Annotated in this window: 18 protein-coding genes; 5 read left to right on the forward strand and 13 right to left on the reverse strand. The window is 36.0% G+C overall.

What is annotated here, in order from left to right; translation table 11 throughout:
* Positions 1–66 precede the first annotated feature (66 nt).
* From JNUCC74_RS17295 to JNUCC74_RS17305, 3 genes are all read right to left on the reverse strand, one after another.
* Positions 67–711 carry an SDR family oxidoreductase gene (locus tag JNUCC74_RS17295; RefSeq protein ID WP_454066266.1) on the reverse strand — a complete coding sequence of 215 codons (645 nt, stop codon included), beginning with the start codon at positions 709–711 and terminating at the stop codon, positions 67–69.
* Between the two features lie 385 nt (positions 712–1,096).
* The gene (locus JNUCC74_RS17300; protein WP_454066267.1) at positions 1,097–1,252 is read right to left on the reverse strand and encodes a hypothetical protein; all 156 of its coding nucleotides are present in this window, start codon (positions 1,250–1,252) and stop codon (positions 1,097–1,099) included.
* 211 nt (positions 1,253–1,463) lie between these two features.
* Positions 1,464–2,747, reverse strand: coding sequence for an IS110 family transposase (locus JNUCC74_RS17305; RefSeq protein WP_454066268.1), 1,284 nt, complete (start codon positions 2,745–2,747; stop codon positions 1,464–1,466).
* A gap of 583 nt (positions 2,748–3,330) precedes the next feature.
* Between JNUCC74_RS17305 and JNUCC74_RS17310 the strand changes: the two genes are divergently transcribed.
* Together JNUCC74_RS17310 and JNUCC74_RS17315 are read left to right on the forward strand one after the other, a co-directional pair.
* Positions 3,331–3,480 carry a hypothetical protein gene (locus JNUCC74_RS17310; RefSeq protein ID WP_454066269.1) on the forward strand — a complete coding sequence of 50 codons (150 nt, stop codon included), beginning with the start codon at positions 3,331–3,333 and terminating at the stop codon, positions 3,478–3,480.
* A 512-nt stretch (positions 3,481–3,992) separates the two neighbouring features.
* Positions 3,993–4,253 carry a metal-sensitive transcriptional regulator gene (locus JNUCC74_RS17315; RefSeq protein WP_077318697.1) on the forward strand — a complete coding sequence of 87 codons (261 nt, stop codon included), beginning with the start codon at positions 3,993–3,995 and terminating at the stop codon, positions 4,251–4,253.
* Between the two features lie 770 nt (positions 4,254–5,023).
* Here the strand turns inward: JNUCC74_RS17315 and JNUCC74_RS17320 are convergent.
* Positions 5,024–5,875, reverse strand: coding sequence for a polysaccharide deacetylase family protein (locus tag JNUCC74_RS17320; RefSeq protein WP_454066270.1), 852 nt, complete (start codon positions 5,873–5,875; stop codon positions 5,024–5,026).
* Positions 5,876–6,413: 538 nt separating this feature from the next.
* On the opposite strand from JNUCC74_RS17320, the gene JNUCC74_RS17325 reads away from it, so the two are divergent.
* Positions 6,414–6,617 (forward strand): hypothetical protein, encoded by a 204-nt coding sequence (locus JNUCC74_RS17325; RefSeq protein WP_454066271.1) that lies wholly within the window; start codon positions 6,414–6,416, stop codon positions 6,615–6,617.
* A gap of 237 nt (positions 6,618–6,854) precedes the next feature.
* Here JNUCC74_RS17325 and JNUCC74_RS17330 read toward each other — a convergent pair whose 3' ends face one another.
* Both JNUCC74_RS17330 and JNUCC74_RS17335 read right to left on the reverse strand, forming a co-directional pair.
* The gene (locus tag JNUCC74_RS17330) at positions 6,855–7,172 is read right to left on the reverse strand and encodes a hypothetical protein (RefSeq protein WP_454066272.1); all 318 of its coding nucleotides are present in this window, start codon (positions 7,170–7,172) and stop codon (positions 6,855–6,857) included.
* 138 nt (positions 7,173–7,310) lie between these two features.
* Positions 7,311–7,532 (reverse strand): HD domain-containing protein, encoded by a 222-nt coding sequence (locus tag JNUCC74_RS17335; protein WP_454066273.1) that lies wholly within the window; start codon positions 7,530–7,532, stop codon positions 7,311–7,313.
* A gap of 86 nt (positions 7,533–7,618) precedes the next feature.
* On the opposite strand from JNUCC74_RS17335, the gene JNUCC74_RS17340 reads away from it, so the two are divergent.
* Positions 7,619–7,954 carry a L,D-transpeptidase gene (locus tag JNUCC74_RS17340; RefSeq protein ID WP_454066274.1) on the forward strand — a complete coding sequence of 112 codons (336 nt, stop codon included), beginning with the start codon at positions 7,619–7,621 and terminating at the stop codon, positions 7,952–7,954.
* Between the two features lie 847 nt (positions 7,955–8,801).
* Here JNUCC74_RS17340 and JNUCC74_RS17345 read toward each other — a convergent pair.
* From JNUCC74_RS17345 to JNUCC74_RS17365, 5 genes are all read right to left on the reverse strand, one after another.
* Positions 8,802–9,914: a sensor histidine kinase gene (locus tag JNUCC74_RS17345; RefSeq protein WP_454066275.1), complete on the reverse strand. Its 1,113-nt coding sequence runs from the start codon at positions 9,912–9,914 to the stop codon at positions 8,802–8,804.
* Positions 9,898–10,584, reverse strand: a complete 687-nt coding sequence (locus tag JNUCC74_RS17350) for a response regulator transcription factor (RefSeq protein ID WP_454066276.1) — start codon at positions 10,582–10,584, stop codon at positions 9,898–9,900. The genes JNUCC74_RS17345 and JNUCC74_RS17350 overlap by 17 nt, the downstream gene beginning before the upstream one ends.
* A 114-nt stretch (positions 10,585–10,698) precedes the next feature.
* Complete coding sequence (locus JNUCC74_RS17355; RefSeq protein ID WP_454066277.1) at positions 10,699–11,307, reverse strand: redoxin domain-containing protein; 609 nt, start codon at positions 11,305–11,307, stop codon at positions 10,699–10,701.
* A gap of 12 nt (positions 11,308–11,319) precedes the next feature.
* Entirely contained in the window at positions 11,320–12,063 is a 744-nt protein-coding gene (locus JNUCC74_RS17360; protein ID WP_454066278.1) for a cytochrome c biogenesis CcdA family protein, read from the reverse strand.
* Positions 12,060–12,707: a hypothetical protein gene (locus JNUCC74_RS17365; RefSeq protein ID WP_454066279.1), complete on the reverse strand. Its 648-nt coding sequence runs from the start codon at positions 12,705–12,707 to the stop codon at positions 12,060–12,062. Before JNUCC74_RS17365 ends, JNUCC74_RS17360 begins: the two co-directional genes overlap by 4 nt.
* Before the next feature lie 675 nt (positions 12,708–13,382).
* On the opposite strand from JNUCC74_RS17365, the gene JNUCC74_RS17370 reads away from it, so the two are divergent.
* Positions 13,383–14,258 (forward strand): LysR family transcriptional regulator, encoded by an 876-nt coding sequence (locus JNUCC74_RS17370; protein WP_454066280.1) that lies wholly within the window; start codon positions 13,383–13,385, stop codon positions 14,256–14,258.
* A gap of 281 nt (positions 14,259–14,539) precedes the next feature.
* Here the strand turns inward: JNUCC74_RS17370 and JNUCC74_RS17375 are convergent, their stop codons facing one another.
* Both JNUCC74_RS17375 and JNUCC74_RS17380 read right to left on the reverse strand, forming a co-directional pair.
* On the reverse strand, positions 14,540–16,075 hold the full coding sequence (locus JNUCC74_RS17375) for an NPCBM/NEW2 domain-containing protein (RefSeq protein WP_454066281.1): 1,536 nt from the start codon (positions 16,073–16,075) through the stop codon (positions 14,540–14,542).
* Positions 16,076–16,092: 17 nt separating this feature from the next.
* Positions 16,093–20,919, reverse strand: coding sequence for a DUF4073 domain-containing protein (locus JNUCC74_RS17380; RefSeq protein WP_454066282.1), 4,827 nt, complete (start codon positions 20,917–20,919; stop codon positions 16,093–16,095).
* Positions 20,920–21,253: the final 334 nt, after the last annotated feature.

A 21,253-nucleotide genomic window follows, 5' to 3' on the forward strand; every position in this document is an offset into this window, starting at 1 on the left:
TATACTTATCAAGATGTAAAGAACCTGCCAAATTGATATACATATCCATTCGACAGGTTCATTCAGTTATACCTGCTGTAGCGCTTCTTTAATATCTGTCTCTCCAGAAATAAGATCAAAAGATTTACGGATTGTGTTAGGTTCATCTAATATTGCAACAATGGTTTTGGCAACATCTGCTCTTGGAATCTTTCCAATCTCTAAATCAGCTGCAGCAACAACTTTTCCAGTACCGGGTTCATTTAATAACCAGCCTGGACGGATAATCGTATAATTTAACTTACTTGCCTCGAGCATTCGATCCGCATAATGCTTGGCAACATAATATGGCTTTAGTTCTTCAATCCAGTTTTCCCTACGATGTGCCTGTATCGTACTTACCAAGACAAACCGTTTGGCTCCTACTTTCTCAGCCGCCTCCATCGTTTTTACTGCTCCATCTAAATCAATTAATAAGGTTTTATCATAGCCTGTACTTCCACCAGAGCCGGCAGAGAAGACAACTGCATCCGCTCCTTGCATCACTTTTTCAAGTTCAGATACAGATCCCTCTAAATTAGCTAATACTGCGTCGAACTCTTGTTCTTTTAGAGCATCCAGTTGCTCTTGCTTCCTTACCATCGCTTTAACCGAATGCTTATCACTCGCTGATAACTGCTGTAACACCTGTTTACCGATTTGTCCATTTGCACCAACTAAAAATACCTTCATGACAGCTAACTCCTTTCCTTTTCGCTTTTTTCGTACATGATGGATTAAAAACCCGTTTCCTTTGTACGATAATTATTAGAAAAACTTGGCTTGTCCCCAAGTCTTTAGTGAAAGCCGTAGTTTTTCTAATAAGATAAAGTGAAACTTCATTTCTTGGAATGCTTTCCCCAAGAAATGTTAGTACCACAAGGGTATGACCTAAAGGCCCTTGAACGAATCGGGCATTTAGGTGCCGGTTTCTCCACTTTGACCCTTTGCACGAACTCAGGACTTGAAGTGGGAAACTTACGGCACCTTACATGCGGGATAAACCCTAAAATTTTATACTCCCTCTATATACTAACGTTTTCTCTAGTTTTATTCGCTTTTCTTAGAATTTCATAATTTATTTTGAGTTATTCATAACATTATACTGGATATCCAACTGACTTAGAGAGATTTTAATGGAAAAGGGTGCACTTAATAAGCCATCCTTTTTCTTTTTCAAAAAAATGGAAATGATTGATACTATATTCGCACCTTTTATTCCCACAATACTCATGGCGACAAAACCTCCCACATCTCACAGCGTCACCTGCGCATACATTCCTTCGTTCGGTCTATCCATGAAGTGGGGCCGGCGATGCTTTCTTACAGGGTCATGCCCGATTGTATAAAAATTTGCCGGCTGCTCCGTGCTTCCATTGTTATGGATAATTCCTCTAAAAATAAACGTTTTACATTCTCATTAATACATGGGAAACGTTATGTCTCTAGACTACATCCTGTATTCGAAAATGCGGAATGTCACGTAACATCTTTTCTGGACTAAATGCTATTTGCTTCGTGCCTACTGCAAACAAAATTCGAATCAACTTACAACATAGTGCGATCAAGGATTGCTTTTTCTTTAACGGATTTTCTTTTCTTGTTGTAAAATATTCATGTAACGCTTTAAATGCAGGGTTATGATGGACTAAAGGCAAAATGACTTTAAACAATAGGGCTCTTAATTTAGGACGCCCCCTCTTGGTAATAACTGTTTTGCCTTTCCATTTACCCGACGTAGCTAACTTTAAGTTTAGCCCTGCTAACTTAATGAGCTGTTCTGGATGCGTATACTTATTTAGTTCACCAGTTTGTGCTAAGAATGAAGCGATTGTGATTTCACCTATTCCATTTATATCCGTCATCTCTTTAACCCCAGCAATTGGTGTAATAAGTTCTTTTACCATTTCCAACACTTGATTTATCTTTTCATGAAGGAGGGCGTATTGATCCATTAATGTCTCGATTTTCACCCTTGCCATGTTTCTTGCTTCTTTGATGCCTACGGATTGACTTGATACCTCTTTTAGATGTCGAACCTTTTTTAACCCAATTCCTCTTTTAACTTCTTTACGGATTTCTATCAAAATTTGATGTTCATCCATCTCTGCAATTTCTTCAGGGAATAACCCCATCTTTAATATTTGAATAGATGCTTTCCCTTCCCAATTCGCAAAGACCTTCAGATACTCCGGATAATACCTATCTATCCATTGATGAACACGGCCTTGGACAGCTTGAAGATCTTTCATTAACTGCTCGTACATATTCATGCCTTCTCGAAGATCGGCATAGATTCCTGCTGGTAAGTGCGGTTCAGAATAACGACCATCTTGAATTAAACGTGAAATCACTCTGGCATCTTTTACATCGTTCTTCGTTGGGGAATTATCATCTAGCTCCTTTGTTTTTTTTACATGCGCTGGATTTACCACTACGACTTTAAGCTCTTTTTCCATTAGCCAATAAGCTAAAGGAAGCCAATAGTGACCTGTTGGTTCCATACCGATTATCCAATCACTTTTATTCTTTTGTGTAGCTAACTCTTTTAACCAACACTCCAATCTTTCAAACCCCTCAAAACTATTTTCAAAATACAAAGCTTTTCCGTATTGTATTCCTCGGTAGTCTTGAGCGCGGGCAACGTGCTTCTCTTTGGCAATATCAACCCCAACAATTAAAATTTGCTCGGTAAGTTGTAAAATCTTTTCATTTTGTTTATAATGCATAATAGTCCTCCTTGGTTCTAATTTAAGGGTCCTTTTTACACCATACTACAGTGATCAGGACACCTCGTATCATACCAAGGGGGCTTTTTTTATTCAATCCTCATTTTGCTTTATTACAGGAATGCTTTCTTTAGGAAGTGAATTTTCTTTCAATGTATCACTTTGACTTTATCTTCATAAAAAATCAATGTATGATAGAAGGGGACTAACATACCCTCATAAATAGTTAAGGTATATTTAAGAGGGAAAAATCGGAGTGATCGCTCACGATCATTGCGTTATGATTCATAACTTTTTTCTTTTCCGGGAGCGGGACAGCTTTGAATTACAAACAAAGGCGAAAAACGATGCTATCTAGGTAAATACTTGCTTCGTTTAGTTTCCAAACCGACTAATTTATAATATCGATATTAATTGGAAATAATATAGTGAAGAATTCTATGTTGGGATTGCCTCAGTAGTTTTGACAGTTACGATTATTATCTTGCAGAAGTAACTCCTAAGTCCGACGCTGCTGCTTTTCCTGATCGAATGGCATGTATAGTTTATCCGTTTTGTAGTGTTTATTTTTCGACTGTTATCAATGCTATTAAACGCAATTATTGGTTTTATTATTAAGCAGTTATCGAGAGGGCAAGAGAGGGATGCATCGGTATCGAGGGATGAAAGAGCAGTGGTTGATATTGCTCGAACCGAAGGAATATTTAAACAAGATGAGTTCCGTCGTAATTAATGGCGTTATAGATTTTAGCAACCGAAATGTAAAGGATGCATGAAAGACACCACGAGTTGACATTATAGCCCTATCTAGTAAGCCTTCGTTTGAAGCAGTGCGAAATATTGCCATTCCGAATCCGTTTACACGTTATCCTGTTTATGAAGAAAGCATGGATACGAACATTCGTGTATTTCGTTCCAAGTATTTACTTTCCTGGTCGACAGCTCAAGTTAAATCATGAAGAGTATACAGTGATATAGCAATCGTTAATTGTATTTAAAATTTCAGTCTGTCGATTAGGTGTTTAGGAAAAAGATTCAGGAAAAGAAGCATTCGGCAATCGTTTTGGATAAATATGATGGTATGAAGAACGTAATTACTGAACTAGTCATTAACAGTAAAAAAAGAGTTTAGCTAAAGTTTTATTATGTTGTTGGGATGAAAACACCCCACATTTTAATAATTATTGTGTATAACAAAGCATTGAAGCATTTTATGTAATGGGAAAGAGGAGGAACAAAAGAGGAATGGAATATGATACAAAAGTAATTAATCGAATGAAGCGTATTGAAGGTCAAATTCGGGGGATACAAAAAATGATGGAACAAAAAAAGGACTGTCGTGAAGTTGTTGCTCAAATGTCTGCTGCACGAAATGCGATAGATCGTACAGCGGCTTTAGTTGTTAGTCAAAACTTAGAGCGCTGTATTCGCGAAGAACAAAAAAATGGAGGTAATGCGGACGATCTTATCAAAGAGGCTGTTAACTTACTTGTAAAAAGTAGATAAGATTCGGCTAACCGTCACAATACGGTTGGCCCTATTTAAAGGATAAAATAAGCAATACATAATAATTTAACCTGTACTAGTCGGCAGTTAATATTTTCAAACATAAAAGTTAGATTGAGTTTTTTCTTTTTTATAATAAATTAGGAAACGATCATGCTTGCTGCGGTATCGCTGACGACCAGCAAGCAGCAATTTATCTTTCTTTGTGTAACCTTATTTTTTGTAAATATGCTTCATAGATTTCTTGAGGTATATTGGTTATCCAAGAAACGATAAACCATACAGGATCGCCAAAATACCAGCTAAAAATAATACTGTAGATGGTAACATTCAAAATAAAAACCAATAGTACTTCGACTTAAAGCTGAAATGTCCTAATGATAAGTACCGTCTTTAAACTTGAAGGTGCTTTTCTTATAATTTTCTTACTGGATGGTCAACCATATAGTTAGAATATGTATGGAACAGTATCAATCTCATAGAGTATTGTTTTCGAAAAACGCCATTAAACGAGTATTATTTTGTGTGCAACCTAGTAAATGAAATAATTAATAATAAAGCAACTACTATTCCAGATGGTCACCAAGTAGGGAATGAGTGCATAGGAATGATTTGTTCAATATAGGAAAAGGCCTGAAACGGTACAATACCGAATTCAGACCTTAGAAGTGGTATAATCAAATAACCGGTAACTTTATGATGTTACTTTATAAAAGGGAGTTTTTTACAAACTGCTAATATCTTCACTAATGCTTCGCTATAGGCGAATATTATTTTTGTCCTTCTATTTGAAAAAGTTCCGGAATGGTTACTAGTTCTATACCATCATTTTGCAGTTTCGGAATAATAATATCCAATGCCTCTACTGTACCAGATAAGTCTTGTGTCCAATGACCGCCATCATGAAATAAAATAACGGCACCAGGGTGAATATTGCTTAGGACATTTTTTTGAATTTGTTCAGCTGAAAGCTGTTGCCAGTCTGAGGAATCAACTGACCACATGATTGCAGATAAATTCATTTGTTCTAATACTTTTACTTGTTCGCGAGTTAAATTGCCATAAGGCGGTCGGAATAGCTTTGGTCTTATATTCACTATTTGTGCTATCGTATTTTCCGTATCTGAAATTTCTTTTTTCATTCGATCAATATTTGCTTCACTTAAATTTGGGTGCCAATAAGAATGATTTCCAATTGCATGCCCCTCTTCATGAATACGTTTTACAATATCGGGATAAGCTGTAGCTCTTGATCCCATCATAAAAAAAGTTGCTTTTGCGTTATGTTTTTTTAACGTATCTAATATGAGAGGTGTGTACTTTTGACTCGGGCCGTCATCAAAGGTAATGGCCATCTTTTTTGTATTGTTTGCTCGAATTGCAATACTATTAGGATATTCGCGCTGCAATGTCCAAAATGATACCGGTGTTTGCTCTCTGCTTGCTAATTCTGATCCTCCTTCAAGTTCTTCTACATGTTGCTGATTTTCGTCATCATGGGTCATCAGCTTACTGTCCCTCTCCTGTTTCGAAGGCTCTGTCTCGTTATTGTTGCATCCAGATAAGAAAAGAAATAAGCAAGAAAAAAATAGGACCAATCGGCAGTATCTTGTTATGTTCATTTTAATTCTCCTTTTGGATCTCATTTACACTAGTATTTTCCGAAGTTTACAATTTCATGTATATCTTGAGCAATCAAATCAATGAAATGTGAAAATATCCCACATCCAATTGGCAAGTCTTGATCCCCATCTCGCAGAGCAAGAGGAATCAGAAGCGCTAGGTGGGGGATAATGGAAAGTCAAGTGTCCGATTGGTTCTTAGCCTATAGGACAAGGAACGCTTCTTGAAGTAGTATCGTACGAAGAAAAAGTGAACTTCTTTTTCGAGGACACCCGTGCTTTTAGCTTAAGATCCCCCTTGTATGGGGGAATAAGAGAAAATCCCACTGATGAAAGTTTTACTTTATTGCTGCATTGCCAAGTTCTCTTTTCGTTGCACGTTTACTCATGAAGCTGTACTTTTTATGGTGAAATATCAATAATCACTTTGTAAGAATCTATCTGGCATGTTCATATTATGTGCGAAGATGTTAGTATAGGCACTTTTGAAATCTATATAGAGGAAAGTTCTAGGTACAAAGAGTGGGAGGTGCCAGAAATGACAACGATTTCTTTTATTACTATTGAAGGGCCGATTGGCGTTGGAAAAACAGCCCTTGAATGTGAAGAGAAAGCCACTATCTACGCTCAGCGCAAAGTCGAAGTAGAAAAGTGTGTTCGGTCACATCAAGGGCAATCGGACGTTCCGCAGGTTTTCCTTCCGAGGCTCGACAAGGTGTCGAGTTTGGGATTGTGGCATTAGCCCACAACTTACTAAAAGTAGCAGGTCTTCGGCTCGCTATTTTCATAAAAATGTTTCCATTTAAAAAAGCAACTAAGGAAATTTGTCTCATTTTCTTAGCTGCTTTACTTTTAAGGACTTATCGGACAGACCCTGATTTTTGCGACTTTTCAGATGTAGGTAATAGCAACGTTCTTCGGCCTATATTCCCTTAGCTTTAGAATAAATAAAAAGAAGATAGCCTGTCTATTCCATTGTTTAGAATATGTAATTGCCTATTTTTTTGTAGTTCACTTTCCTTCCCATTCGATAAAAAAATCTTTGGAAGCTTTCCATCCATTGATGTCTTGCTACTGCGATTATTTTGCAGGAATCTGTATTTATCAAGTCTTTTAGCTTTAACAGTTTTTCATAAAAGTAATGAATGGATGTTGAATTTATTTTACGGTATCCTTCTTTTGTGATTGTTGTTTTCAGCTCAATTTGAGGATCATAGATAAGTTGTTTATTTGCACCAGCAAAGGCAAATGTTCGAGCAATGCCGATGGCGTCGATTGCACCCGAGACGATCGGCATTTGAACGATTTTTGCGCTTCCACCGATTCAACTGGAGGTTCTTCACCGTCCTTAAATGAGATAGTAGCAATAATTGTCATGATTTGTGCTTTAACAGCTGCATCCAGCTTTAAAAGGTTCCAACCATTTTCCTACCCTTTACAAGCCTTTCTCTGCACTTTTATTCAATTTTTCATCTGCAATATCGTGAAGCAATGCTGCCATTTCACAGATAAAAAGATCTGTTCTTTCTTTAAGGGCAATGGTTTTTGCCAATTTCGCCACTTGGACGATATGCCACCAATCGTGACCGCTTGCGTCTCCATTTAATTCTTGAAAAACAAACTGTTTCGTTTTTAAGATGACATCTTCCTTTTGCAAATTAATCAACCCTTTGCTTGCTGTCGAAATTCAAGTTTCACTTCATCACATATTCTACATAAAATAAGCTAGGGAGGTGGTTTTGTTTGCCATATTCAATTGATGTTTCTGTCTTAAAGCATACGTTGACGCTTTTGAAAGATGGGCGTGTAGTAAAGCAATATCCAATTGGTGTTGGAAAAATGCTAACCCCAACTCCAGTTGAAACCTATACAATAGTAAATAAGGCGCCTAATCCTGGAGGACCATTTGGTGTCATGTGGATGGGACTTTCTAAACCACACTATGGAATCCACGGAACAAGTCGTCCTTCATCAATTGGAAAAGACGTTTCGCATGGATGTATACGGATGTATAACAAGGATGTTTTAGAACTCTCTAAACTTGTACCAATTGGGACGCCAGTGCATCTTCATCCATAAATATTATTCATGGAAGATCATTAAGTGATGATTCATGCTTTTTTTCGAGCATTATCACTTCTACTAGAAATATTTCAATTGTTCCAACAAATGCTGTTACTTTTTCAAAGTCATAGATATCTTGATAGGAGAGTAAAGATATATTTTTTTTGCCATTCCGAGTGTAGGTTCCGTATTCCGTGTGGCTGCCTTTTGTGGCTACATCATGATAAAGAAATCTGAATGTATTTTTTTCTTTTTCTTCGACTGTACGGAGATCTTTTAAATTTTTCGAAGAAGTCTAGATGGGGGATAACGGAGAGTCAAATGTCCGATTGGTTCTTAGCCTACAGGAATAAGCATCGCATACAGAAAAAGTGCTCTTCTTTTCAAGGACAAGAAGGACTAACGTCAACACATCTACGCAGAAAAGCGTTCCTCTTTTTCAAGGAGAGAAGCACTTCTTGAATGAAGTTTCTCTTTTTTTCGTCAGAAGCTTGGCGTTTGCATGTTGCTAACCGAGCATGTGCATTTTGTTCTACTAATAGGAAAGTATAAAATTTTATAGTTTATCCGCATGTAAGGTGCCGTAGGACTTCTACTTATAAGATCCTGAGTTGGTACAAAAGGGTCAAAGTGGAAGAAAACGGCACCTAAATGCCCGATTCGTTCAAACTAACATTCCGTGTAAAAAGCATTCCACGGAATGAAGTTTCACTTTATCGTATAAGAAAAACTACAGCTTTCGCTAAAGGCTTGGCGACAAGCCAAGTTTTTCTAATGGTAGTTTATCCGTTCATTAGGAGTTAGATTAGGGGAAAAATAGAGGCTAGTATTTTCAAGGTTTGAAAAATCGCTCCCTAAGCTTTTACGCAGATCCTCCCATCTCCCTCTTTAACGGCAGCTTTATATAAAAGGTATTCTCGCCACAAGAGGAAGGTGCAACGCAAATCTTTCCATGGTGCTTTTCAACAATCTCCTTGGCGATTGCGAGTCCCAATCCAGCTCCTCCTGTGTCCCTGCTACGTGATGATTCAAGGCGATAAAAACGTTCAAAAATCTTATCCTTTTCCCTTTCCGGTATTGGCACACCTGGGCCTGAGACAGCAATACTGTACCATGCTCCTTCTTTACTTCCATGAATACGAATTGTGCCTGAGCCCTTATAATATTGGATTGCATTGTCTAATAGATTACTAACTACCTGCTGTATTCCTTCTGAGTGGATGAATAAATCTGCAGCCTCCACATGAAGTTTTAACTGTATATTTGCTTGTTTTAATGTCCACTGAAACATAGAAGTGCATTGCTCTAAGAGTGGTTTTATCGAAGCTATTTCTTTTCTAGTAGATGTTTTTGCAGTAGTCTGATCCCATTGTTTTAATTGGTCAAATTGATCCAATAAGGAGGTAAGCCGCTGTGATTCTTGGTAAAGTGCTGTATACAATTTCTGATCTCCGACGATATCGCCAGATTCTAAAGCCATTAAATAACCGCTGAGATTGGATAGAGGTGTGCGAAACTCATGGGAGATATCTGAAACAAGTTTTTTCCGATCTGCTTCATTTCGATTTAACTGTGCGATTAGTTCATTATATTGTTGGACTAACTGACCAATTTCATCCGTTCTAACGATGGGGATCGGATTAGGATATTTCCCTTTTTTTAATAGTTGAGTCGCTTCTAAAAGGCTGCGAATAGGCTTTAATAAGCGTTTCGTTAAATAAAAGTACAGAGCAGATGCGATGAAAATAGCGATCGCGACAAATAACCATACATAGCTTAACAATGTTTGATTAAATTGCTGCTGCCTGAGTTCATCAAGGTTTCCGACACCTGCGGCTAAAAAGCAGGCAGTGTTATAAAGTGCCCAGCCGCTAATAAATAAAGCAACACCAATAACTAAGAAATACAAAAATGTTAATCGCCAAAAAAAACTAACTGGTAGGAAGCTGGTTGATTTTTCAATTAGCTTGGACAAATTTATACCCCATTCCACGTACAGTATGAATTCGTTTTGGCTTGGCAGGCTCTTCCTCAATTTTTTCTCTTAATTTTTTAATATGTGCATCAATGGTTCGATCCATCACGTTATTTTCTGAATGAGGGTAGAGTTCATTGACAAGCTGTTCTCGAGAAAGAACAATATTAGGATGCTGCATAAAAACATAAAGCAAGTTAAATTCAAATTTTGTTAGCTGAATTAGCTCATCATGAAGTAGCACTTCACCTTTTCTTGGTTTGATGCAAAGGCCGTTACTTACAATCTTTTGGCAAAATTGACCGGTACGGCGTAATACTGCCTCTATATGTGCGATGAGCTCATTTGGATCAAACGGCTTTGTCATATAATCGTCTGCTCCGATTCTTAAGCCGGTTATTTTTTCTTCAATACTTGTTTTTGCTGACAGCATGATGATAGAGACTTCCCCATTTTCTAGCTCCTTCACCCATTTACAGAAGGCTTCACCACTTAATTTAGGAAGCATTAAATCAAGAATAATAAGACAGGGGTGATACTTTAAAAATACAGTCTTTGCTTCTTCGCCATCAGCCGCTTCTACAACCTCGTAGCCATTTTTTTCCAAATAAATACGTGTCAGATTTCGTATCATTTTATCATCTTCAACGACCATAATTGTCTGTTTCATGATCTCACCTCAACATTAGTTTAACGAGTTAGAGGAGGAAATGATACTATAATGCAATTGCTTGTTCCAAATAGTGATCCTACATGTGTAAAGCGTTTTTTCGTACGGTACCTGCTATTCCATTTTTTCAAATTCTTGAACCATCAAATCATAGTTCATTGCGCCAAATGCTTTAAATTGGATAACTCCCTTACTATCGACCATAAAGGTAGTAGGAATAGGCTGAATTTGATATGTGTTGGCAACTTCAGTGTTCTCATCTTTTAAAATAGGGAATGTAAGATCATAATCATTAACAAAATTTTGGATGTTGATTAAGCTTCCCTCCGTTTCCGTTAAATTTACGGCTAGTATGTTGACATCTTTGTTCTCGTGAAATTTTTGCATATCAGGCATTTCAGCACGGCATGGCGGACACCATGTAGCCCAGAAGTTAATCATTACTCGTTCACCACGCAGATCGGATAATTGAATTGTTTCTCCTTCCAGAGTAGGAAGCTTAAAGTCAGGAGCAGTATTACCGACTTCCAGCCCCTCCTCACTGGCATCGCCTGTTTTCTTGGTCTCATTGCTTTGATTGACTTCAGATGTTATTTTATTCCCTGAAACGGAACTGTCTGAGCCGTTTGTTTCTTGAATCGTATCATTTGAGGAAAAAACAAAATCATAAAGCGCCCAACCAAACATTCCTACAATAATAATAATGAGTATCGCTTTTTTCATAAAAACTTCCTCCTAACCTAAGTTTACCAGCCATGTATCTTTTACAAGATTTAATAAAAACGCGGAAATTCTTGGCATTAATCCGAAAAATAATAGTATCCCCATAAGAATCATAATAACTGCACCAATCTTCATGATAATGCCGCTATATTTGACAATCCACCGTGTTGAACCGAGGAAAAAGGTTAGAATGAGAAATGGCAACGCAAAACCAATAACATAGAAGAGCGTATACCATGCCCCTTGTGTCGGGTTAGCAGCTGCAACGACTAAGATGGACGCGAAAATTGGTCCAATACAAGGGGTCCAACCTGCAGCGAAGCCCATCCCAACAAAAATAGTGCCTAAATAGCCAACTGGTTTTTTCGAGAATTGAAATCGCTTCTCTTTCATAAATGAAGTAACTTTTAACCAGCCGCCAACAAATAATCCCATGATAATAATAAAAATCCCAGCAATTCGTTGGATAAATTCGCCGGATTCCCCAGCTAATAGTCCTTGTATCCATTGACCTAAGAACGAAACTCCTATTCCCAGGCTGATAAAGATGAGTGATACACCCAGTAAGAAGAAAATCGCATGAATAAGCAGTTTGCTTCTTATTTTTACATGATGATTTGTTTCTAGTTCTTTAACGCTCATTCCGGTTATATATGATAAATACGCCGGAAAAATCGGTAATGTACAGGGAGAAAGGAATGAAAGCATTCCCGCCCCTAATGCTAACCAGATTGTTAGATCAGCTGTCGCTGTCATAAAGACACCCTCTTTCTTCTAATTACAAATAAAACCATGCAAATCATACCAACAACGATATAGAGTAGTGGATGGATCATATATCCGAAAATGGTTGTATATGGCAATAGATTGCTCAGAATCAGCTTTCCCATTACCCAACATAATGTGATGGTGATGATCAGTATACGCTGTTGCAGACGTCCTCGTAAACGTAAAAATAAGAGAAGCAAGAACATCATTAATAGAAAATTTCCCCAAGCAAATTGGTTATTAAGCCAAACGATATCAATAAATTGATAGGTGAAAGATGCTGAAAGGAATACTGGAATAAAATGAAACAGCAATTCTTGGATATTCAGACCACGCTTTTTACGATGATAGCTTATTTGGATGAGTATCAGGAAAAGTGCCAAATAAAAGGCTTGGGCATTACTTGGATAAGCTAATACAGCAACAGGATCTGAGATAAACAAGGGGAATTGCCAAATAATTTTTGCCAGCCAAATAAAAAGGACAAAATTAATGATATAAGAAGTTAACTGCTCGATTACTTTTTTTCTTTCGTTCACTCCCAGTTTGCTGCTTATATAATAAATAGCTAAACCAGCAGCAATACTTATTGTATTAATCGCAATCGTCATTAACACAGTAGTTGATAGCATATGCTGTCCTCCAAGTTCATACCAAATCTTCACCTAGTATAAAAAAGGAATATGAAAATTTGATGAAAGTAAAGATAAAATATAAAAAAGCTGTGTCTAGCTACAATGCCATCGCAAATGTTACAGAAAAATAAAGAAGTTTGATTAATAGTTTAGCAATTATAATAATAATTATAAACCTTCACAAAGATGTAAATAAAATAATTGTGTTACTATTATATTAATGCCAGACTATTCTTAGTACGTGGGAGGGTTTTATGAGCTTCATAGTGAAACAGGCTTATATCAAGGAGAAAGAAGGGTGACAAGTCTAGAGCAAATAGACATTGGACATGATGGGATGTTGTATTTATTGCTTAGAAAATTATATCGGTATCAACATGGTGGATCGCTTTTTTGAAATGATTAATCTGAAATTAGCGATGGTAAGATAATTTGTTTTTACATGTTATCTAAAAAGTTTGTTGTGTACCATTAAAAAAGAAAGCGCTTTGTTATAAGAGGTGAAACGTAACTTTAGACATAAATAAAATCTGAAATCTAGCGTAGAAGCAGACTCGACAGTGAAAAAATTAACGGATAAGGTACGTAACTAGACCAGCTTCGTTAAAGGCTTGGCTAGCCAAATTTTCGTTTTAAAAGGTAATAATCATTTAGGGGGAGCAGAGAAGGAAAGTGGAAATCAAGCATTTACAGTATTTTATGGAAGTTACGAAAACAGGGAGTTTTACGCAAGCTGCAAATCAATTGTACATCACCCAGCCAGCGATTAGTCGAATTATAAAATCACTTGAAGAAGAACTTGGGTTTCCATTATTTATCCGTTCACGAAAAAAATTAGTGTTAACAGAAGCCGGTAAAGTATTGCATGAGCATGCTAAAAAAATAGATAAACAATATCAGGCGATGTTATTTGACTTAGAGCAGTTTCAACAACTGAAAAAAGGCCATATGCGTATCGGTTTGCCATCGATTACAAATGCATTTTTCTTTTCGCAATTCATTGCCTCCTTCCATCGAAAATATCCAGATATTACGTTTCAATTGGAAGAAGATGGGTCAAAACGAATTGAGGAAAAGGTGAACGAAGGCGAGTTGGATTTTGGAGTTGTCGTTTTACCTACACAGGATGATTTTGCCTCTTATACATTTATTCAAGAAGGATTAAAATTGATTGTCCCAACTACCCATCGTTTCGCGCATAAAAAGAAGATTACATTAAACGAGTTGAAAGAAGAATCCTTTATTATGTTTAATAACGACTTTTCTTTACGTGAAAGTATCGTGTCTGCTTGTAAGGATACAGGATTTGAACCTAAAATCATTTTAGAGACATCGCAGTTGGATTTCATTGAAGAAATGGTAGCATCCAATGTTGGGATTACTTTCTTACCAGATAGTACTTGTAGAGAGCTAACAGATAAGGTTACATCTATTTCTGTTGCTAATCCAACGATAAAATGGGAATTAGCGTTAATTTGGAAAAAAGATGGGCATCTTTCGTCTGTCATGCAGGAATTTATACGGTTTGCTAAGGAAACATTAATCTAATTTTTTTCTGCTTTTTTATTGGTAGTGGGCTTTTTTAAGTAGGATAAACACATTTTCTCTGTCTTAAGCTCATCCAGTGAATGAACGGACTTCGTATATGTTCTGCATCAGCATTTTTCATAACTCAATGCAGCGCTTTTATTACTTATAAGAGAAAAACCTATAGACAAGAGGTTTTTAAGTGACTTGTCTACAGGTTTTTTTATTGGTTGAGGTGTTTTTCACAACATCCTCTTTTTAATACATATAGTAGTCAGTTGTACTTGGAAAGTCCTACATCTTTATTTACCATTATAAAGAAATTTAGCATCCCCCCATATAGCCCAGTCATTTCCCTTTCCATTGCCGCCATCTGTAACCACTAATTTTAATTGTTTTGCTCCAGCAATATTCACCTTCATCAATTTTTGAGCTGTATCTTTTTTCATAACATCCGTTTCCTCTACAAGCTTGCCATCTACATAAACTTTAAATGCTACAGAACCTCTATTATTAGCTTCTCTAGATACACCTACATAACTTGTAAAAAAGCTATAATCTTTGCCAGTTAAATCATAAATCGTTTCTGAATGAGCATGCGTTCCTATACCTTTTTCATAAGTGACTTCTTTTTCCCCATCCCAGAGACGAAGCGGTGTACCATTAATGGTTAAATCCTTTTTAGTACTACGCCATCCTGATCTTGCTGATACCCACTCTATATCACTTGCATAGTCAAAATTCTCTTTTTGAGCTGGTGTCACTGTTAGTTTAACTATTTTTGTTGATAAATTTCCATTACTATCTACTACTTTATATTCTATTAGAAACTCACCTACTTTATTTTCAACATAATTTGTAGTATAGGTAATTTTTGAAGTTAAATCACCATCTTCAACATCTGTTGCTGTAACTTTAGCCAAAATAGCATCAAAATTTACTTGATTTCCTTCGGTAAAAGTTACATCTGCAGCATGGATTACAGGACTTTTTCCCTTAAATTTTTGTAGCTGCGTAATAGCAGAATTTATATCATGATTAGCATTGTCTATTTCCGTTTGTTCAGCCCTTTCATTGCTTAGAACAGATTTTCCGACACTTAATTTTTCTTGAAGTACTTTCCATGAATCTTTTTCATAATCTTCTTCTTTTAAACGCTCTGCTTTTTCTACAGCTTCACTAAGCTTAGAAGTATCTACAGAAATAACATTTTTATCTGCTATAAGGAATTTAGCATCTCCCCATATAGCACTGTCATTTCCCCCTCCATTGCCGCCATCTGTAACCACTAATTTTAATTGTTTTGCGCCAGCAATGTTCACCTTTATAAATTCTTGAGCTGTATCTTTTTTCATAACCTCCGTTTCTTTTACTAGCTTTCCATCTACATAAACCTTGAATACTACAGAGGTCCTGTTATTACCATCTCTAGACCCACCTACATAGCTTGTAAAATAACCATAATTTTTACCTTCCAAATCATAAATAGTCTCTGAATAAGCATGCGTTCCTATACCTTTTTCATAAGTGACTTCTTTTTCCCCATCCCATAGACGAAGCGGTGTACCACTAATGGTTAAATCCTTTTTAGTACTGCCCCATCCTGATTTTGCTGATACCCAATCCGTATCTGATACATATATGCTGCTATTTACTACGATAAGCTTTACAGTCTTTTCTGTTTTGTACCCTTCACTATCTGTTACGCTGTACACAATATCAAAGTTTCCTGTGCTTCCTTTTGTATAATTTGTAGTATACGTAACCTTTGAAGTTAAATCTCCATCTTCCATATCTGTTGCTTTAACTTTCTTTAGGATTTCATCAAAATGAATCACATCATCTTTTTCATAAGCTACATTAGTAGCTTCAATACAGGTGCTGAATCTTTTGATACAAACTTAGCATCTGCCCATACGGAATGATCAGAACTGTTATTTCCATTTGAATCTACTACAAGTTTTACTTCTTTTGCATCTTTAATAGCCACATTTACATATTTATATGGAGTTTTTGAAGTAACAACGCCAGAATCATATTTTAAAGCTCCATCTACATAAACTTTAAATATTACACTAGCTCCTGAGTTGTATGCAGTATCATCTAGCCCAACATAACTTTGAAAATTGGTATATCCAGTATCTTCCACACTATATATTATCTCTGAGGCTGCATGAGCTGTTATTCCCTTTTTAAAGGTATCTTTTCCATATTTTGAATGTAAAACAATAGGACCACCGCTAACATTCGTATCTTTCTTAATGCTTCTCCATCCGCTCTTTCCGCTCTTATAATCAAGATCACTTAAGTAATCCATATCACTTACTACTTCTACTTCTTTTGTAATGGTTGTTTCATCATCACCTTGTGAAATTTTATAGGTAACTGAATATATCCCTTTTTTATTTACATCTACCGTATTTTTCACCACTTCAATATTGCTAGTAATATCTTTTCCTTCTGGATCTTTTACTGTAATATAATCCATTGGATGAAACTCTTTATAAAGAGGAATCGTAATTTTAGATGTAAAGCTTAATTCTTTAAAATCACTAGGAGGAATTACACCTTTACCTGCAATTCTTACTAATACATCCATATCACTTATAAACGTAGGTGGATTGCTTTCTGAATATCTTACCCATGTTTCTCCATTATCCACACTATATTCCATAGAAGAATTTATTCCTTCTACAATATTTTTATTATCATCAGCTTGAACATCTGGAACGTTGGGAGCATTATTAATATCAATATTAGCAATACCTGCATTGTCTTTAATTCTAACTTTAATTCCATGTTCAGCTTTAATTGCATTTAAGTCATTCTTAGCAAGCAACATGTTATTTTCAGTTATTGACTTCCAAGTTTTACCGCTATCTATGGTATATTCCATTGTCTTATCGGTTCCCATCATTCTTCCTGCATGGTCGCCGTCAAAACTAAAGCTTACATCTGGAACAACTACATTTTGAACATAAAATACCTTCCAAACCTGATTATTATTATGAACAAGTTTACTATTTTTAATTGTATAATGATCGTTCTCACCAGATATAGCATATCCAGTTGCTACATTAATTATCTGATATTCATCATTACCTAAATTTACAATATTCCATTTTTGAATATCAAGCCCAGTATAAGTGGTTTGAGCCAATACAGTACCTTCTTTATCACTTAGTTCTTTTGGCGATAATACTTTTCTGCTATGTCTCATTCCAATTTTGTATTCATTTTCACCTACAGAAACTAAATATGCAGTTTGGTTACCACCTCCACCGTATCCATATTGAATAAATGTAGCATTTTCTGAACGGCTACCACTAGCAACATCGATACTCTTTCCAGTAGCCTTATTGATGAACTTATATAATACTCTTTCGTCAAATGGTTTTGTCTTTTCTGCTGTGTAATGTAATATTACATCACTTCCGGCAAGAGTTGTACCTGTTGCCGCAGTTCTTACTATTAATTTTAAATTACCTCTTAAATCCACATTGAATTTTCCATTATATCTAGTCCAAGTTGCACCATTATCCGTACTATATTCCATCGTGTTATCTAGCCCAGTAATTGTATTTTCCGTATCATTTCCTTCTACTTTCGGGGTCTTTGAACAAGCTGCAAAACTAATTTCAGCAGTTTCTTTTGAATTTTTGAATCTTACCTTCATAATTGTATTAGGACGAATATTCCTTAATTCTTCTGATGTTAGTGACATATTAACTTCAGTTACTGCCTTCCAAGTTTCTCCACCATCCATGCTGTATTCCATATCTGTATTTGTACCTATAAGCTTTCCTGCATGGTTACCATCAAAGCTAAAGCTTACATGGGGTGTTGGATCATTCGTTTTAAAAAGTCTTATTTCTGCAGCAGATACAAAATTTCTCCCTGCTTTTATCGCTTCAAGCTTTATATACTTTGTATTTCGCGCATTAAATGTGGCAGTTTTTGTTTTATCATCATCTGTCCATTTACCTTTTGAAACAAGCTTATAGTTTACACCGTCTTTACTTGCATAAATCTTATACTCAGTTATACGCCCATTAGAGATACCGTCTTGTCTTGGCACATATTCAAGCTTATAGAGGTTACTTATATCCTTAAGCTCAAATGTGATTGCTTGTGGTAGTGGCTTTATATTTTCGTGAAAATTAGTATGCCAGAAGGAATAAATATTCCCGTCATATGCATATTTAACTGGATTATCCCTATCAGCATCAGCTTTAACACTAACAATATCTGATGGAAGAATTAGTGAAGGATCTACTTTACTACTAAAGTCAAAGCTCTTTATTTCGCTTCCTAAAGTCTTACCTTGAGCAGGAATTCTAGTCATAAATTTTAAATCACCTGACAAATCTGGAAGCTTATCTTCTGCTTCATACTTTGTCCAAGTTTTTCCATTGTCTATGCTATAATAAACCCTGTCATTCATTCCAAATAATTTATTTATGTCATCGTTTGCATAAATCCTAGGAAGTGAAGGTGCTTTGTATATAGGAATAACAAGGTATTCCTTGGTACCTATGAGTCTCACTCTAATACCATTCTCTGCTGTAATGGAAGCTATTTCTTCATCACTTAGCTTCATATTTACTTCTCTTACAGGTTCCCAAGTTTTACCTCCATCAAGGCTGTATTCCGTATCTGTCTTACTTCCCATTAATTTACCAGCATTGTCTCCATCAAAATTAAAATCAGCTAAATATAATCCATATTCAGGCATTTTATTTCGAAGGAACTCTGCAATCTGTCTTTCTTTCCAATTGGAGCTGTAAGCTTTTTCTAATACGGAATGTAGATCAACAACATACTTCTGATACTTCTCTCTGGAAATCTCTGAGTTTAATACTAAGTCTTGTATGGATCTAAACAAATCATATACAACTGCTGGCTGGTCTTCAAAATTGTTTATGATAGAAGAAGCAGTTTCATCCCATTCAGCCTGCGTAATCGGCTTGTTTTTCAATGGTTGATATACTTTAAGTTCTGAAGCAGATGCAAAATCGTTATGACCTTTTAAGGCTTCCAGTTTAAGATATTTTGCATTTCTCGTTTTAAATTCTAACGTTTTTGTGCTAGAATTGTTTGCCCAATTCCCATGTGAAACTAATTCATAATTTTCCCCATCAAGGCTTGTATAAAGTTTATATTCCGTGATATTACCATTTCCTCCTCCTTTTCTTGGGAAATATGAGAATTTATTAATTTCATATACTTTATCAAAAGAAAGAGTGATTGATTGTGGAAGGGTACTTCTTTTTCTGCCATAGTTTGTATGCCAAATAGTATCACTGTTCCCATCAATCGCTTTGTCAGCTCCTTCATTTGCATGGAAACTGGTAGTTGTTGCTGTTATGTTAGCGGATGGTATTTGTGTTTTATCTACCGCATCCTGCCATAAATCCTTCATGGAATGTAGATAATCTCTCCATACATCTATACTCCATTTATCCATTTCCATTGCAACTTTACGTACTGACTGAGCTTTATCGTAATCTTTCAGTGCATCTGCAATCCATTTAAGCTGATATGATTTGTGAAGTTTATCTTCATCAACTCTTGACTCTTCATATGCAAACCAATATGCAACTCTATTTATGACATCGTTATAGTTCGTATAGGGAATATTCGTACGCTCACCTATACCTGAATTTCCCCAGCCGGATACATCATAACCAATATCCCATTTTCCTGGAGAATTAGGTGAATGAAAAACGTGAGCAGCATGCCCGGGTTGTCCAATTAAAAATCCAGGAATACCAAATGAATTGTGCACAATACTACCAAACTTAGATGCAGTACCACAAACTCCTCCTATTTCATGTACTTCTTTAATTGTTGCATCAGGACCAAAAAACTGATCTCCACTAGCACTAAATACACTGTATGGATTTCCATTTTCATCTTTATACTTACTAATAAAAGTATACGGTGGATACCATACAGATACTTTTTGGTTATTTGCATTATATCTATCTTTATGAATTACTTCTCTTACATAATCTAAATCCCAGTTACTAGCTGGAGCAGCTATAGTATTTCTTATTTCCCATACTGTTCTTGTTTTCATACTTACAGGAAACTTACCTTCCGCTTCACGAACCTTATAATACTCATACCTTTCATATGGTGTTACTAAAGTCCTTGAAGTATACCATTTGGGCACCCCATTTCCGAATTTCATAGCAGAGGCAATTGCCAACTTTAATTCATAACCAGTATGTGAATCAGGGTCTTTACTCCAGATTTCAAACCATACGTTAAATGCCTTTGCATATTCAGTATCCGGCTCTCCGCCTTCTAAGAAAAGATTCATCGCTTCTGTGTTATCAAGCAACCAGTCCATAAATTCCTTTTTTTCTGGTGTAGTTACGAAGTCTTCAATTGTTGAGGCGCCTGCCTTGCGAAGTAACTCTCTCTGCGCTATAGCTTTTTTAAAATTCTTATCAGTCAGATTATTTTCTAAGGAATCAGAACTTATCTCACTACCAACTTTTTGATTTATAAACAAAGTCAGTTTATTAAGAAAATCAGCGTATTGCTCTTTTTTATCCGGTATAGCTGGCACAGTTGCATTAGCTTCCGCTAGGGACTTATTTGAAACAAATAAAAACAGTATACTAAGCAATAATAATAAGATTACCTTGTGTTTCTTTGTAGTTATTAACATGAATTTCACCGCCTTTAAATTATATTGTATAATATTGAGCAATGCCGATTTTTTAAGCTCATCGTTTATATCGTACAGTTTTAATTTAAGATGTAGCAAAAAATGTGAAAAATTGAACATAAAGGTAAAATTTATGTTCAATTGTTTTTTTACGCTTGCGTTAATCTTCTCGCTCTCTTAGTTATAGCAAAGGTAGTTCACCTCTTCCGTTATTCTAATCACCTTCTAAAAGATAAAAAATGTAATTAAAGCCCTTACATAACATTTTGTTATGCATGGCATCTAATATCGGCATTTTACGAAAGCCACCATTGGGGAATATAATAGACCTGAG

Source organism: Cerasibacillus sp. JNUCC 74, from assembly GCF_053667775.1.